Below are 15,302 nucleotides of genomic sequence, written 5' to 3'. Positions count from 1 at the left end.
CCTCGCCGCGACGCGTCATTCACTCGTTGATGAAGTACTGCAAGATGCGATCGCGCTCGGACTTCGCGGCAGTCGCGGCTTGAGCGTCGTCACCCTCCTCGTCATCCCCGCTAGCCGGTTGCGACAGCGCCACGCCGTCGGGACTCAGCTTCTCCACGAAGCCATTGCCCGGCTGAAACGCCTTGTCGTAAGCGACATCGCCGGCAACGGTAATGTCATCGGGCACGACGACAGTTGCCTGCGGAACGCCATCGAGAGCCTGCTTCATGTAATCGATCCACACCGGCAATGCCGTGCGCGAGGCCCACTCGCTGCGCCCCAACGAGCGTGGCGTGTCGTGCCCCATCCAGACCACCGTCGCAGCGCTTTGCTGGAAACCGGCAAACCAGCCGTCGCGATAGTCGTTGGTGGTGCCGGTCTTGCCCCCAATGTCGCTGCGGCCAAGCACGCGAGTGGCCGACGCGGTGCCGTGTTGCGCAACTTCGCGCAGCATCTGCGACGTGAGATAGCTGGTCGCCGGCGACATCACGCGCACACGTTCCGGACGCACATGGAACAGCTCTGCCCCGCGGCTATCGACGATGCGCGACACGAGATACGGCGCCACGCGCTCGCCACCATTGGCGAACACGGCGTAGCCCACTGCCATCTGCAACGGCGTGACGGCCCCCGCCCCCAAAGCCATCGGCAAGTTGGCCGGAATCTTGTCCTTGTCGAAACCGAAGGTCTGTACGGCAAAGTCGCGCGCGTAAGCCGGACCAATCGCCTGCACGAGACGAATCGCGACGAGGTTGCGAGACTTGGCCAACGCTGTCTGCAACGACAGTTCCCCAAGTGGGGCGCCGCCCGCCTTGGGTCGCCAGATCGGTGCACCGGGCGCCGGCCGGATCTCCAGCGGCAAGTCGAAGACCTGCGTCGAAGGCCCGTACCCCTTGGCAATCGCTGCCGCATACAGGAACGGCTTGAACGCCGAGCCCGGCTGACGCCACGCCTGCGTCGCGTGATTGAGATGCTGGCCCGACATGCCGCTGTCGCCGATCATCGCGAGAATCGCGCCATCTTCGGGCGAGATCGAAATGAGCGCCGCCTGCACGGTGGGCATCGCGCTCAATTGGAAGGCGCCGTTCGCAAGCGTTCGCATGCGCACGACGTCGCCGACATGGACACGTTGCTTGGTCGAAGCCTGCGCAGCGGTGGCGTGCCGGCCATCTTCCATCAGCACGGTGACGCGGCCAGCGTTCGCGCCTTTCGCCGCGCCATCGACATGGACCACCACGCCAACGCTCAAGCCCGGGTAGTCGGGCCGCTGCTTCAGGTACGCCGCGAGCGCCGGTGTCAGTCCGGCGCGAAGGTCGAGTTGTGCGCGCAGGTCTTCCCGCACCCGCGTTTCTGCGCCGGGATACGGCTGGCGCGCCTGATATGCCTCGACGCCGCGCAACACGGCATCGGCCGCAGCGCGCTGACGTTGCGTGTCGACAGTTGTCCAGACGCGCAGCCCCAATTCGTAGGCTTCATCGCCGTAATCTTTCACGATCATCTTGCGCACCGTCTCGGTGACGGCATCGGCCGGAATATCGCGGCCGGTCACGGCCCGTGGCGAGAACGGCGGCGCAGCCGACGCAGCGGCAAAGTCTTCGCGCGAAATCACACCGGATTGCAACATGCGGCCGAGCACGTAAAGCTGCCGCGTGCGTGCCCGCGCCGGATCGACGATCGGATTGAACGCTGCCGGGGCTTTGGGAAGCCCTGCGAGCATGGCGCATTCGTCGAGCGTCAGTGCTTCGACCGGCTTGCCGTAATAGACGCGCGCCGCAGCCCCGAAACCATAAGCACGTTCGCCCAGATAAATCTGGTTCATGTACAGCGTCAGGATCTGCGGCTTGCTCAACGTGCGCTCGATCTTGATGGCGAGCAGAATTTCGTACAACTTGCGCGCGTAGGTCTTCTTTCGCGTGAGAAAGAAGTTACGTGCCAGTTGCATCGTGATCGTGCTGCCGCCCTGCGCCTTGCCGCCGTGCATCGCGTTGGCAACACTGGCGCGAATCAGACCGGGGAAATCGACGCCACCGTGGGCAAAGAAATCGGCGTCTTCGGTGGCCAGAAGCGCATCGCGCAGATGTGCGGGAATCTGGTCATACGTCAGGGGAATACGCTTCTCGATGCCGTATTCGGCCAGCAGCTGGTTGTCCGCCGAATAGATGCGCAAGGGTTGGGCCGGGCGATATTCGCCAAGCACGGCCACGGGCGGCAGTTCCGGGTACACAACCACGATCACATAGGCCGCAAGCGCACCGAACGCCGTGATTCCGGCCACCATCACGAACAACAACCACTTCAGCCAACGCCGGGCCTTTCGCGCCGGGGGTGGCGTGGGGCCACCGCCTTCGGGGCCCTGCGCGTGCGCGTCGAAATTCCTTTCATTCATCCGTGAACCATTCCTTCAATAACCGAACCAATCGACAAGTCTGGCTAATGTATGGATGTCACGAGAACACCGATGGCACGCCATACGAGCGCGAGAGAGGTGCTCTACAATCCGCATGAATCGCCAAGAATCAGCCAGACCCGGCAGCCATACTCTGCGAAGCGCCGGGCGACGGACAAGCGATATTTCCTTACTCAGGCATTAATCACGCTAATGCGAAAACCCATCGACGCCGCTTTGCTCGGCGCCCTGCGTTGCTTTGCCACTGCTGCCCGGTTGCTGAGCTTCACCCGCGCGGCGGATGCGCTCAGCCTGACCCAAAGCGCTATCAGTCAACAGATCCGGCAGTTGGAAAAGCGGCTGGGCTATGCGTTATTCGTGCGCGGCCATCGCAGCCTGACGCTCACTCGAGAGGGGGAAATGCTGCTGGAAGGCACGCAGCGGGCCTTCGACGAGATCGAGACCACGCTCGTGCGGATTGCCAGCACGGACGAGCCGGTGCGCGTCGGTTGCTGCCCGTCGTTCGCGCTGCATTGGCTCGTGTCGCGACTGCCGGATTTTCATCAGCACTTCGAGCGAAACCCGGTGCAGCTCAACGCGGAGTTCACTGCGGTCGGCATGCCTGACGACGACACGACCGGCGTAGACGTCGCCATTCGTTACTCGGTGGACGATTTCCCGCTGACCGACGTGCATGCGCTGTTGCTCGACGAGTGGTTATTGCCCGTCGCCACGCCGACCTATCTGCAACGCAATCCGGCAGCGGCCAAGGGGCGCATCGACAAGTCGTGTGTGTTGTTGCATGACGCCGCCGCGTGGACCGGGGCGGATGCCTCTGCCGAATGGCGGGCATGGATGACGGCGGTGCAGCCCGCAGCGATTCGCCACGTGGACGGGCCCCATTTCAATCTCGCGAGCATGGCGTTCAGCGCGGCGCTCAACCATCAGGGCGTCGCAATTGCCCGGGTGTCGCTCTTGACGAATGAGTTGCGTGACGGGCGGTTGGTGCCGGTTGTACCGGTCGCGGTGCGCTCGCCCGCCTCTTACTGGATGATTTCACGCAGTGCGAATTCCCCGGCGGCCAGCGTGTTCAACGCATGGCTCTTGCAGGAATGCCGGCAGTTTGCCCGCCGCCGCGCGGTTGATATCGGCAAGCTAGGGATTGCACGCCCGGCGGACGCAATGTTGTGAACGCGCGAGTCCGGGGTGCGATGACCGCCCCCAAGCTCACGACACACTCGCGCCAGGCTGCTCTTAAACGTCGACCTGCATCGGCAACTCGGGCGCACTCCCCCATTCGCCGAGCGACGCGTCGTACAGGCGCACATTGGGATGCCCCAGCTTCATCAGCGCGAAGACGACGAGGCTTGCCGACACACCGCCGCCGCAGTAAGCGATGACGGCGCGTTCCGGCCCGATATCTGCCGCAGCGAAGCGCGCCCGCAACCCGGTGTCGTCAAGCAACTGCCCCGTCGAAGCATCGAGCAGGCTCGCCGCAGAGACGTTGATACTGCCGGGAATGTGACCGGGACGGCCCTTGCGCGGCACTTCCTCGCCGCTGTACTGCGCGGGGCGCAGCGCATTGATCAGCCGAACATCCGTTGCATGTAGTGCCTGCACCACGTCGGCACGCTCGGCCACATAGGGCAACGGCGGCGCCACCGTGAACTCACCGCGCGCCGGGGCAGCCGCCGCGCCTCGCTCTGCCGGATACCCCTCGGCCTGCCACGTGGCCAGACCGCCGTCGAGCAGATGCGCATTGGTAAATCCATAGACACGCAGCATCCACCACACACGCGTGGCCCACCACGGCGTGCCGGTGCTGTAGATGACGACGAGGCTGTCGTTGCGAATGCCCAGCGCTTCCACTGCTGACTTGAAGGCTTCCGGCGGCGGCAGCATCAGGTGAATTGGGTGATTGCGATCCGACAGCTGCGCATCGATGTCAATGAACTGAGCGCCCGGAATGTGAGCCGCTTCAAAGGCCGCACGCTCCGGCTGTACACGTTGCTTGATGACGGGATCGACTACCATCGTCGCGCTGCAATCGAACAAACGCAGGTCGGCACGATGCAGATTCTCGGCGAGCCACGCCGTGTTCACGAGATAGCCCGGTTCAATGACCGGTGTTAGGGATGTGGCAGTCATTTTCAAATCGAAAGTCAGAATGCGGTCGCGGCGGACCGAAAATTCACTCGGTAGCCCATGCGGCAAACCGCCGTTGCAACCACGCGATGCCCGCGTCGGCGAAATAACCGACGACCATCGTCACGATCACATAGGCATATACCTGCGGCGACTGGAAGTATCGCTGCGCTTGCACAATCGCCTCGCCAAGCCCTCCTCCCGTGACCATCTCGGCGGTAAATACCGTAATGAGTCCGATCGGCAGCGCGATACGAAGCCCCGACAACATCGACGGTACCGTGGCAGGCAACAGAATCAGCCAGAACAATTCGCTGCGCTTCGTGCCGAGCGAAAACGCCGCCCAGCGCAGCTTCTGCGAAATCAGCGATGCCCCGGACTGCGCCGCCACGATGAACGGGAACACGCAGGTGGCAAACACCAGAATCACCTTCGAGAGGCTATCCATGCCGAACCACGCGGTCAGCACCGGGATCAGTGCAATCTTCGGCAACGGAAAACCAAACGCGACATAGGGCGAGAGCCACCAGCGGCAGAACCGGGACTCCGCCATCAGGAAGCCCGCCGGAATGCCCACGAGTGCCGCCAGCCCAACGCCCGCGAAAGCTCGCCAGAGACTGGTGCCCAGCGTGGAGAACAACTCCCCGGTCGAGACGAGTTGCCACAGCGTGCCGAACACGACTGACGGTGACGGCAGAAAGACCGCCCTCACCCAGCCGTAATGCGTCGCAATTTGCCAGAGCGCCAAAAGCACAGCGAGCGCAATCCAGCGCTCAATCCAGTGAAGCAGGCCCGCGGGGCGCTTCCGCCCCGGGGCGTCGCCCTTCTGCGCCGCCTGTGCCGCCTGTGCCGCCACCGGACCATTCAATATGGTCGCCTTAGTCATGATGTTGTGTCGTTTCATGCCAGCGCAGCCAGAACTGACTGGCCCGCCGGAGTGCAAGATCGGCCAGATAGGCAATCACTGTCGTCACCAGTAGCGCGGCAAACAGATAGTCGTAACTGCCTTGGTCGCCGTATTGCGATATCAACTTACCGATGCCCTGATTCGCCACGATCATCTCGCACGAGATGGCGACCAGCAGCGTGAAGCCGAACGCGACGCGAACGCCCGTGAGAATCTGCGGCATCGCCCCCGGCAACACCACACGCCAGAGCAACTCGGCCCGCGACGTGCCGAGCGAACGTGCGCTCCACAGCAGCACGTGCGGCACCTCTTGCGCACCCCGCAAGGTGTAGACGATCAGCGGCAGCGTAGTCGTCACGGCGATGACAACGATATTGGTCAAGCCGCCCACGCCGAACCACAGCACGAGCAACGGAATCAGCGTCGTCTTCGGTAAGGCATAAGTGGAGCGCACCACCGGCGATACGATGCGCTCGAACACGCTCGATGTTGCCATCAGCAAGCCCGTCGGCACGCCGATCAGCAACCCGGCAGCCAGCCCCCAGACACTCGCGCGAAGGGTCGCGGCAAGGTTGTCCCAAAGTTCACCCGTGCGAGCGAGATGCAGCATGGCACGCCAGACGTCACCCATCGGCGGCACGAAACCCTCCGGCAACCACTGCCAGCGCGTCGCGGCGTGCCACAGGACGAACAACAATGCGACCGACACCACGCCCGTCAGCGCGCGCGCGCCGGGCAAGCGGCGGACGACCGGCGCCGGTAGCGTTGCCCCGCTCATGCGATCTCCTCATGCTCGGTGCCGCGCACTTGCTCACGGACAGTCAGCCAGACATCGTTGCGCAACGCCGCGAAGCGCTCGGAAAGCATGGTGGTCTCGCGGCCCAGCGTGCGGTCCAGATCGACGTCGATGCGTTTGACGATCCGCCCCGGACGGCGTGACATCACATAAATAGTGTCCGAGAGGTACACGGCCTCGTCGATATCGTGCGTCACCAATACGGCGGTTTTGCCCGACGCCGACCACAAGCTCAGCAGTTCGTCCTGCATGAACTCGCGGGTCTGTGCGTCAAGCGCGCCAAAAGGCTCGTCAAGCAGCAGAATCTTCGGATCGCTCGCGAACGTGCGCGCCAACGCCACACGTTGACGCATGCCGCCCGACAGTTCGCGGGGAAAGCGACGCTCGAATCCCTTCAAATGGATCAGTGCGATATAGCGCTCGACGGTGCGGGCCACCGTGTCGGCATCCACGCCCTTGCGGCGCAAACCGTAGGCGATGTTGTCGTACACCGTGAGCCACGGGAACAGCGCGTATTCCTGAAACACGATGCCCCGGTCGACACCCGGGCCGGTAATGGCGTTGCCGAATGTCGAGCAAACCCCTTGTGAGGCTTGAACGAAGCCGCCGAGGATGTAGAGCAACGTGCTCTTGCCGCAGCCCGAAGGCCCGACCAACGACACGAGCTTGCCCGCCGGCACGTCCAGATCGATGCGATCGAGCGCGAGCACCGATTCACCGCCCTTGTCGAACGACTTCGACAATCCGGCGACGTGAATCGCCGGCAGGCTGTCGTGGGAGGCTGCGTCGCTCATACGCGATGCGGAAGATAAGACGCGTCGACGTACGGCGCAATCGTCACGGGCTTGGGCAGCAACCCGAGCTTGGCCATCGCGTCGATGGGCGGCTGCAAGCTCGCCGCCGAGATCGTCGCGTTCGGGTCGCGATAAAAATCCTTTGCCGTGAGGAAATACTCGTCTAGCGACGCCGCAGGTGTCTTCGCCAGATCAGCTGTGAGCGCCACGACCTGTTTGCGATTGGCCGGGTCATAGATCCAGCGCTGTGCATCCACGTAGTCCGCCAGCCAAGCGCGCACGGCGGCGGGCTGCGACTTCAGGAAACGGGTACGGGCGCTCTGGAACAGGACCGGGTACGGCGGCACGACGCCCACGGCATCGAACACCGTACGAATGCCACCCTTCTTCGCCTCGTCGACTTGGAACGGCATGGCCAGTACACCGGCGTCAATGCGCTTCTGACGCAATGCCGGACCGATGTTGCCGAACGGCATTTCCACCACACGCACGTCCTTGCGCGGGTCCAGACCGTGGGCCTGAAGCGCGATGCGCAGAATGATGTCGACACTGCCGTTGAACGCGTTCACGGCCACGGTCTTGCCCTTGAGATCGGCAATCGTGCGAATCGGGCTGTCGGCCAGCACCACAAACGGATTGGACGCATAGCCCTGCACGGCATCGCGGTGGATTTCGGCAACGGCCGTCACGCCACCCGGCACAGCGTCCTGCGCAACCGTGGTGGCAAGGCTCGTGAACGCGAGCGTGCCGAGATCGGCCTGCTCGGCAGCCAGCAGCGTGGCCACCCCGGGCGTACCGCGCGCGGTGGTCGTCTCGATGACGTATTCCTTGCCGTGACGCTTCAGCACGTTCGCCTTGAACCAGTCGCTGAAGATCACCGTTTCGAGCTCACCCGGCCCCACGACGCCAGCGCTGGCATAGCGAATCACGGGCGGTGCCGCACGGGCGATCATCGGGAATGCCGGTAGCGATAAGGCCGCAGCCACTGCGGCGCCCTGCTTGATAAAGTTGCGTCGGCCATTGACCGACGAGTCACGCGAAGAGGAATGGGAAGACATGGCAGTGTGCGAGAAGTCGTTGTTATGTGTGCGTTGGCAAATGGCGCAAATGGCGCAAATGGCTTAGTGCGCGGGGCGCGCGAGACCGAGGTGGTCACGCAGCGTCGCGCCGTCGTACTCGGCACGGAAGCTGCCGCGCGATTGCAGTTCGGGCACGACGAGGCGCACGAAGTCCTCCACGCCGCCCGGCAGATACGGCATCTGCACCATGAAGCCGTCGCAGGCGCGCGCATCGAACCATTGCTGCATCGTGTCGGCCACGGCAGCGCCCGACCCGTTGAAGTCGCGCAGCGGGCCGATGCCGTAACGCTTGCCGATCTCGCGCAGCGACAGCCCCTGCTTACGCGTGAGCTCCGCCACTTCCTTGTAGTGACCCTGCACGCCGCCGACTTCGAGATCGGGCAGCACGCCGTCCTGCGGGAATGGCGACAGGTCGATGTCCAACTGATACGACAGCGTGGAGAGTCCGGCTTCGGGATCGCACAACTCGTCGAGCAACGCTTGTTTGTCGCGCGCGATGGCATCGGTCTCGCCTACGACGGGCACCATGCCTAGCAGAATTTTCACGTCGTCAGGGTTACGGCCGTGTTGCACCGCACGCTCCTTGATATCGCGATAGAAGTTTTGCGCAGACTCTTGCGATGAGTGTGTGACGAAGATCACGTCGGCCCACTTCGCCGCGAAATCCTTGCCGCGGGCCGAGGCGCCCGCCTGAATAAACACTGGGCGGCCTTGCGGCGGACGGCTCACGTTCAGCGGCCCTTCAACGTCGAACCACTTGCCATGGTGCGAGATGGGCGCCACACGCGACGGATCGGCGAACTGCGGCGTGGCGCGATCGAGCGTCAGGGCGTCGTCGTGCCAGCTATTCCAGAGCTTGCACGCCACTTCCACGAACTCGTCGGCGCGGTCGTAACGGTCTTCACGCGACAGTTGCTCGGCCAAGCCGAAGTTGCGCGCTTCGGCATCTTGAAACGACGTCACGATATTCCACGCTACGCGCCCGGCGCTCAAATGATCGAGCGATGCCAGTGCGCGGGCCACATGAAACGGCGTGAAGTAGGACGTTGAAATCGTGGCGGCCAACCCGAGCTTGTCGGTGCTGGCGGCCAGCGCCGACAGTACGACAAGCGGATCGAGACGCAGCGCGCCGAGTGCACCGTGACGCAGTTGCGAGTCGAGGCTGTCGCCGAGACGGCGCGGCAACGCCTGAATGTCCGGCAGGAAGATCATGTCGAACTTGCCGGCTTCGAGCAGACGCCCGATGTCGCGATAGAACTTGACGTTGAGAATGTCGTGCTGCGCCGAGGGATAGCGCCAGCCGCCATGGTGACCAGACACCGGGCCCGCCATGACGTAGGCGGCCAGGTTCATTTGTCGCGGGGCATTCGTAGGCATGCGAGGTATTCGGAAAAACGGAGTAAGAGACCGGCGCGGGTAACTTCGTTGGCAGCGCCTGCTCAGTTGTCTTCCCGGACCACAGTGACGGCGGCGAGGGCGGCACAAGCCGCCCCGCACGCAGTCGCAACCCAGTATAGAGTTCGGTTGCCTGATGACAAATTCGAATATCTGCTAAGCAAATTCACACAAACAGAAACACGCTTGCGACGCTATACCGTCGCCACCGGCAGGTAGTGATTGATGATGCCGAGCACGACCAGCAGCGCGATGCCGATGCCCAGACTCCAGCCGATCAATTTCTTCTCGATCGGCAGCAGCGGCTCCTCCGGCGCTTGCGCGATGGCTTTCGACAGGTTGTCGAGGTCAGACATGGTGAGACTCCTGTGATGTGAGAACGTTGGGGCGGCAAGACTTACGCCAGCGGCGGCTTCACCCCGTGGAAGAACAGCCACGAGATCAACAGGCCCACCCAGATGACGAAGCCGAACAGGCTGATGACGTACACCGCTGCGAGCTTGCCGATGCCCTCGGACCAAAGCTTGCGGAAGTTCGACAGCAGACCGATCGAGAAGAACGTCAGGACGAAGAAGATGACGCGGAAGTTGTTGGCCTCCCCCACAGCGCCCTTGATCTTCGCTGCGGCTTCCGGTCCGGCGGCGAGCGACAGGCCCAGTGCAAGCGCGAACGTCACGACAAAGCCGATGATGAACTTCGGAAACCGCTCCCAGATCTCGCGCGGACGAGCCCGTTGCGAGGCGTCGGTGACGTTGATGTGATTGGTCCAGATGTACGCGAGGATGAACGACCACACGCCGATGAAGATGTCGATGAACACCTTGATCGTGGCCGTCGTGCCCACGATCCAGCCTGCCGCGTAGTGCGTGCCGCCCGCAGCCGCTTTCGCGTTGATCAGCGCCTCGGTGATCGCGCCACCCGCAACTGCCGCCCCATCAGTCTTGACCGCCAGCCCGAGCCACGCCGCTGCGACCAGCGGATCGTCTGCGAGGAAATGCTGGGCGAGGAACGGGAGAATCAGCAGTTCAATGACGGCGAACACCACGACCAGTGACGACACCAGCACCGGAATCGCCGGCCGCGCACGAATGGCGCTGCCGGTTGAAATGGCCGCTGCGACGCCGCAGATCGAGATGCCCGAGGCCAACGGCACCGCCCACTCGCGCGGGAAGCGGAACCACTTGCGCGCGATGTAATAGACGACCGCCCAATAGATCAGATACGCCTCGACGATGGCGGCTACGCCACGCAGCAGAATCGACGACGCGAACGTCAGCCGGTCGGCCACCGTGACAGCAATGAACGCCCCCAGCACGACGATCGCTGTCTTGATGTACCACTCGGGACGCACCGCATCCGAGAGCCACGCGCTAGCACGCGGGAAGGCATTGGCGATGATCAGACCGACCACCAGCGCGACGATATAGCCACCCTCGTTGGTGAGGCGCAGCGACCAGTCGATACCGAACTTGGTTTGCTCGGCGGGCGTAACCGCCGCCAGATAGGCGTAGCTGCCGAGAAACCAGCTCGCATACGCCAGCCAGAACAACACGGAAAAGCGCACGACGAAGCGGCGAACGTCTTGCTGTAACGCGGCCACGCCTAGCGAGAGCACGGCGCTCAGAACGATCCATGTCAGGACAAAGGCCGTGAATCCGCCAAGGCGGGCGTATCCCGACGCCGCGGGCGCGAGTGCCGTTGCCGGGTCGGTCCAGACGCGTGTCGTGACGACCCAGCCGATCGGGTCGGCACCGGATACGCCCGTGAGCCCGGCGATAACGATGATCAGGCCGATGATGACGGCGAGCCAGTCTTCGCTCACCGGCTTGGCGGCCGAGACCTCTGGTGTGGTTGAGGCTTGCTCCATACTGCATTCCCCTTCAAATGACGTGAAGTGTGTTTGACGATGCCGGGTGACCCGGCTTTTGTTATCTCCTGCCGGGTTCAGCCCTTACGAATGTCCACGACCGCCTGTCGCACGTCGACCGCGCGCGGTATCAGACGGGTCTGGAAGGCCAGATCGGCGTTCGCCTGCTGTGCCTTGAGGACGTCAGGGGTGATTGGGTATTGCACACCCCATTCCAGACGCGGGATGGCACGCTTCCATACGTCGAGCGGCACGCCAGTGTTCTGCGCCAGTAAATCGGCCGTTTCGTCCGGCTTTGCCAGACGCGCCGTAATGTCGGTACTCAGCGTGTCGAACAGCGTGCGCAGCGTGGCCGGATACTTCTCGGCGAACGTACGCGCGCCGATGTAGAAGGCGTACTGCGGCACCGACACTTCGCCGATCTTGAGAATGGTGCGCACGTGGCTCGCGATCTCGGCGTCGGCATAGCGCGGGTCCGGCACCGACCACGCATCGACGAAACCGCGTTCGATGGCCGCGCGCGCATCGCTATACGAGAGGTAGGCGAACTGCACCTCCGACGGCGAAACGCCCGCGTCTGCCAGCGCACGCAGCACGAACAAATGGCCTTGCGAGCCCTTCGCGAAAGCAATCTTTTTGCCGCGCAAATCGCCGATCGTGCGCACGGTGGAATTGGCGGGCACGACGATGGCGTAACCATTCTGATAACGGCTGCCGGCAGCGACGTACACCACTGACGGTGCGGCACCCGCTTGCGCGAGAATCGGCGGCGGCGAACCCACCACACCGACATCGACATCGCCTGAATTGATCGCCTCGACCATCGGCGCGCCGTAGACAAACTCGATCCACTTCACTGCCACACCGTGTGGTCGCAACGCCGCCTCAAGCTTGCCGGACGCGCGCAGCGCCACCAGCGGGTCGCCTTTCTGAATGCCGATACGAATTGCGCCGGGCCATGCTTCGGCGGCCAATGCGCGCGGCACCTGCCCCGCTGCGAGCGCGGCGGCGGTGGTAGCGCCCAGCCAGGAAAGTGCGGTACGTCGAGTGATTGCCATGTCAAACCTTGAAATGCTTGCGTCGCCCCGTGCAGACGGGGTGTTTCATGAATTCAGCGTGAGAAGTGACGGTTTTCGGGGCGTTCGAGCCCGTAGTGCGCGCGCAAAGTGTGCGTGTCGTATTCCGTGCGAAGCCGCCCGCGACGTTGCAGGATCGGCACCACGTGCTCGACGAACAGATCGAGTTGGGCAGGCAATACCGGGGGCATGAGATTGAAGCCATCCGCCGCACCATCGTCGACCCAGTCTTCGATGACGTCGGCAATGCGCTCCGGCGATCCGGCGAATGTGAAGTGCCCACGCGCGCCCGCGAGTTGATGAAGCAGCCGACGCAGGGTCGGCCGCTCGCGAGCGACGAGACCGACGATGACTTCCGCCCGGCTTTTCGCAGCCTGCACGGTGGCGGGATTCGGGAAGTCATCGACAGAGAGCGGCTGGTCGAGTGGCAGACGCGAGAAGTCGTAGCCGCCAAAGCGGTCGGAAAGCCGGGTAAGGCCAACGCTGATGTCGGTCAGGCCATTGAGTTCTTCGAGCAGCGCCACGGCTTCGGCATCGGTCGCGCCAATCGCGGCACTCAAACCGGGCAGGATCACGACCTGATCGGCACGCCGTCCACGCGCTTCGGCCGCCGACTTCAGATCGCGATAGAAGTCGCGGGCCGAGGCTTTGGTCAGATGTGCGGTGAAGATCGCTTCGCCAAAACGCGCGGCGAACGCTTTGCCGTCAGGCGACGACCCTGCCTGCACCAGCACAGGCCAGCCTTGCGGCGAACGCGGCAGATTGAGCGGCCCCGCCACGCGGTAGTAGTCGCCCCGGTGATCGATGCTGCGCACCTTACCGGGCACGACGAAACGGCCGGTGGCGGCGTCGTCGACAATGGCGTCGTCGGCCCAGCTATCCCAGAGGCCGGTCACGACCTCCAGATATTCGTTCGCACGGGCGTAGCGCTCGGCATGGCTGATCGGCTGATCGAGTCCGAAGTTCTTGGCGGCGGCACCGACCCACGACGTGACGATGTTCCAGCCAATGCGGCCCTTGGTGATGTGATCGAGCGACGCGAACTGACGCGCCAGATTGAACGGCTCGGTGTAGGTGGTCGACGCCGTGGCAATCAACCCGATATGCCGCGTGGCGAAGGCCAGCGCAGCGAGGGTAGTGATGGGTTCGAGTTGCGCGGTCGCAACGTGCTCGGCGGCTTCGGCAAGCGCCAGCGCGTCGGCGAGAAATACCGAATCGAAACGCCCGGCCTCCGCGGTTTGCGCAAGCCCGGCGAAATAGTCGATATCGGTCAGCGGCAGGCGCGTCGCGCCCGAATGACGCCAGCCGGCCTCATGGTGGCCGCGGCCGTGAATGAACAAATTGAGATGAACGCGTTTTGCCATCGTGCCTGCCGTCGGTGAACTCACCGGGCCGGGCGGCCCGATGCCGGCAGCAAGACGACGCTACCCGCACCTCGGCGGGTTCGCGCATTCGTCTGCGCAACCGTGGCAGCGACTATAGGCACGCGTTCAGCGAAACGGAACCAACGGCTTTTCATTAAGATATTCACGTTGGCAATCGCCGTTCCGCCAGATACAACAACGGTTTCGGAACGGCTTAGAGGGCCTTCTTCACGGTGCGTGCAGCACCCGAGATATCCTGACCGACGCCATCCACCGTGTTGCAGCCCGCGAGCGCGAACAACGAACCGACCAACAAGAAAAACGCCAGGCAACGCGACAGCATATCGACCTCTTCGATACAGAACTGATGGGGAACGAGTTTCCGGATAGCGGACGCTCGCGCTTCAACAAAACAGCCAGACGCGCCGACGCGCGCTGAAACAACCCGCAATTGTCCAACAAATGCCGTCCGCCGGGGCCATCACCGGCGTCTTTTACCTTCGGTTACAACATCGGCAGGGTGTGCCGGATGTGATCGGCAAACGCCTGCGACAGATGATTCGGGCGGGCCCGGTCGAACTTTACCGTAATCCCGACCGACGGCAGCGGCGGCAGCCCGGGAACACCGTTCAGCACGTGCAGGTCCGATGGCACCGCCGTCTGGGTCATGACCGCCAGCGCCTGCCCGGAACGTGCCAGTGCCGTCAGTCCCGCCAAATTGCTGCTCGCATAGGCGATTCGGTAAGGCACGCCCGCCGCTTGCAGGGCCTCGCAGGCGGCGATGTGGTCCAGCGTGTCCGGATCGGATAGCGCCAAGGGTACGGGCTCACGCGGCAGCAGCGGATCGAAAAGTGCCGCTTCGAGCCCCGGGCTGCCGATCCAGACCAGCGGCTCGCGGCGGATGATGTCGTCGCCAACGGCGCCGGGCGGCAAGGTGTCCGGCAGCGAAATCAGCGCCAGATCCAGTGCGTGGCGCGCCAATTGCTCCAATAACCGGGGCGTCGGCTCGCAGATCACTTCCACCAGCGCCTGAGGATGCTGGCTGGCGAACTGCCGCAGCAGATCGGGCAGGAACGCTGCGGCGTAGTCGTCGGGACACCCAAACCGAAGGGTGCCGCTCAGGCCCTTCCCCGTCATATCGGCCAGCGCTTCGTCATGCAGCCGAAGCAGGCGCTGGGCGTGCCCGAGCAAGCGCTCGCCGGCCCCCGTCAACACCACGCCACGTCCGGTGCGCTGCAATAGCGGCTGATCGACCACTTCTTCCAGCCGCTTCATCTGCTGGCTCAGCGCCGACTGTGTGCGCGAAATGCGCTGCGCCGCACGGCTCAGCGAGCCCGCTTGCGCGATGGCGACAAACGAGCGCAGCAGATCGATGTCCAGTGAGAGGCTCAAGGTATTAGATTCCCTTCTATCTTTCATTAGCATTATTCGCTTCTATGAAAGCAGAGCGCTGC

The 15,302-nt window shown here is 63.6% G+C and carries 14 protein-coding genes; 1 reads left to right on the top strand and 13 read right to left on the bottom strand.

Annotation, left to right across the window (positions count from 1 at the left end):
* Positions 1–19 precede the first annotated feature (19 nt).
* Entirely contained in the window at positions 20–2,425 is a 2,406-nt protein-coding gene (locus CDV46_RS24725; protein ID WP_087725608.1) for a penicillin-binding protein 1A, read from the bottom strand.
* Between the two features lie 213 nt (positions 2,426–2,638).
* Between CDV46_RS24725 and CDV46_RS24720 the strand changes: the two genes are divergently transcribed.
* Entirely contained in the window at positions 2,639–3,616 is a 978-nt protein-coding gene (locus CDV46_RS24720; RefSeq protein WP_087725606.1) for a LysR family transcriptional regulator, read from the top strand.
* Between the two features lie 63 nt (positions 3,617–3,679).
* Here the strand turns inward: CDV46_RS24720 and CDV46_RS24715 are convergent, their stop codons facing one another.
* From CDV46_RS24715 to CDV46_RS24670, 12 genes are all read right to left on the bottom strand, one after another.
* Positions 3,680–4,573, bottom strand: a complete 894-nt coding sequence (locus CDV46_RS24715) for a sulfurtransferase (RefSeq protein WP_087725604.1) — start codon at positions 4,571–4,573, stop codon at positions 3,680–3,682.
* A gap of 43 nt (positions 4,574–4,616) precedes the next feature.
* On the bottom strand, positions 4,617–5,456 hold the full coding sequence (locus CDV46_RS24710; RefSeq protein ID WP_176399182.1) for an ABC transporter permease: 840 nt from the start codon (positions 5,454–5,456) through the stop codon (positions 4,617–4,619).
* Positions 5,449–6,255, bottom strand: a complete 807-nt coding sequence (locus CDV46_RS24705; RefSeq protein WP_087725600.1) for an ABC transporter permease — start codon at positions 6,253–6,255, stop codon at positions 5,449–5,451. Before CDV46_RS24705 ends, CDV46_RS24710 begins: the two co-directional genes overlap by 8 nt.
* Complete coding sequence (locus CDV46_RS24700) at positions 6,252–7,067, bottom strand: ABC transporter ATP-binding protein (protein WP_217896771.1); 816 nt, start codon at positions 7,065–7,067, stop codon at positions 6,252–6,254. The genes CDV46_RS24705 and CDV46_RS24700 overlap by 4 nt, the downstream gene beginning before the upstream one ends.
* Positions 7,064–8,125: an ABC transporter substrate-binding protein gene (locus CDV46_RS24695; protein ID WP_087725598.1), complete on the bottom strand. Its 1,062-nt coding sequence runs from the start codon at positions 8,123–8,125 to the stop codon at positions 7,064–7,066. The genes CDV46_RS24700 and CDV46_RS24695 overlap by 4 nt, the downstream gene beginning before the upstream one ends.
* A gap of 63 nt (positions 8,126–8,188) precedes the next feature.
* A complete protein-coding gene (locus CDV46_RS24690; RefSeq protein WP_217896770.1) occupies positions 8,189–9,523 on the bottom strand; it encodes an LLM class flavin-dependent oxidoreductase in 1,335 nt (444 codons plus the stop codon).
* A 212-nt stretch (positions 9,524–9,735) separates the two neighbouring features.
* The gene (locus tag CDV46_RS27240) at positions 9,736–9,897 is read right to left on the bottom strand and encodes a hypothetical protein (RefSeq protein ID WP_176399181.1); all 162 of its coding nucleotides are present in this window, start codon (positions 9,895–9,897) and stop codon (positions 9,736–9,738) included.
* Between the two features lie 41 nt (positions 9,898–9,938).
* Positions 9,939–11,408 (bottom strand): putative sulfate exporter family transporter, encoded by a 1,470-nt coding sequence (locus CDV46_RS24685; RefSeq protein WP_087725594.1) that lies wholly within the window; start codon positions 11,406–11,408, stop codon positions 9,939–9,941.
* A 77-nt stretch (positions 11,409–11,485) separates the two neighbouring features.
* A complete protein-coding gene (locus CDV46_RS24680; RefSeq protein WP_087725592.1) occupies positions 11,486–12,466 on the bottom strand; it encodes an aliphatic sulfonate ABC transporter substrate-binding protein in 981 nt (326 codons plus the stop codon).
* A gap of 53 nt (positions 12,467–12,519) precedes the next feature.
* Positions 12,520–13,848: an LLM class flavin-dependent oxidoreductase gene (locus CDV46_RS24675; RefSeq protein WP_087687659.1), complete on the bottom strand. Its 1,329-nt coding sequence runs from the start codon at positions 13,846–13,848 to the stop codon at positions 12,520–12,522.
* 214 nt (positions 13,849–14,062) lie between these two features.
* On the bottom strand, positions 14,063–14,191 hold the full coding sequence (locus tag CDV46_RS27515) for a hypothetical protein (RefSeq protein WP_254916211.1): 129 nt from the start codon (positions 14,189–14,191) through the stop codon (positions 14,063–14,065).
* Between the two features lie 161 nt (positions 14,192–14,352).
* Positions 14,353–15,267: a LysR family transcriptional regulator gene (locus tag CDV46_RS24670; protein ID WP_176399180.1), complete on the bottom strand. Its 915-nt coding sequence runs from the start codon at positions 15,265–15,267 to the stop codon at positions 14,353–14,355.
* Between the last annotated feature and the right edge of the window lie 35 nt (positions 15,268–15,302).

The organism is Pandoraea sp. PE-S2T-3 (genome assembly GCF_002179965.1).
Classification (GTDB): Bacteria; Pseudomonadota; Gammaproteobacteria; order Burkholderiales; family Burkholderiaceae; genus Pandoraea.
This window is presented reverse-complemented; position numbering and strand designations above follow the sequence as displayed.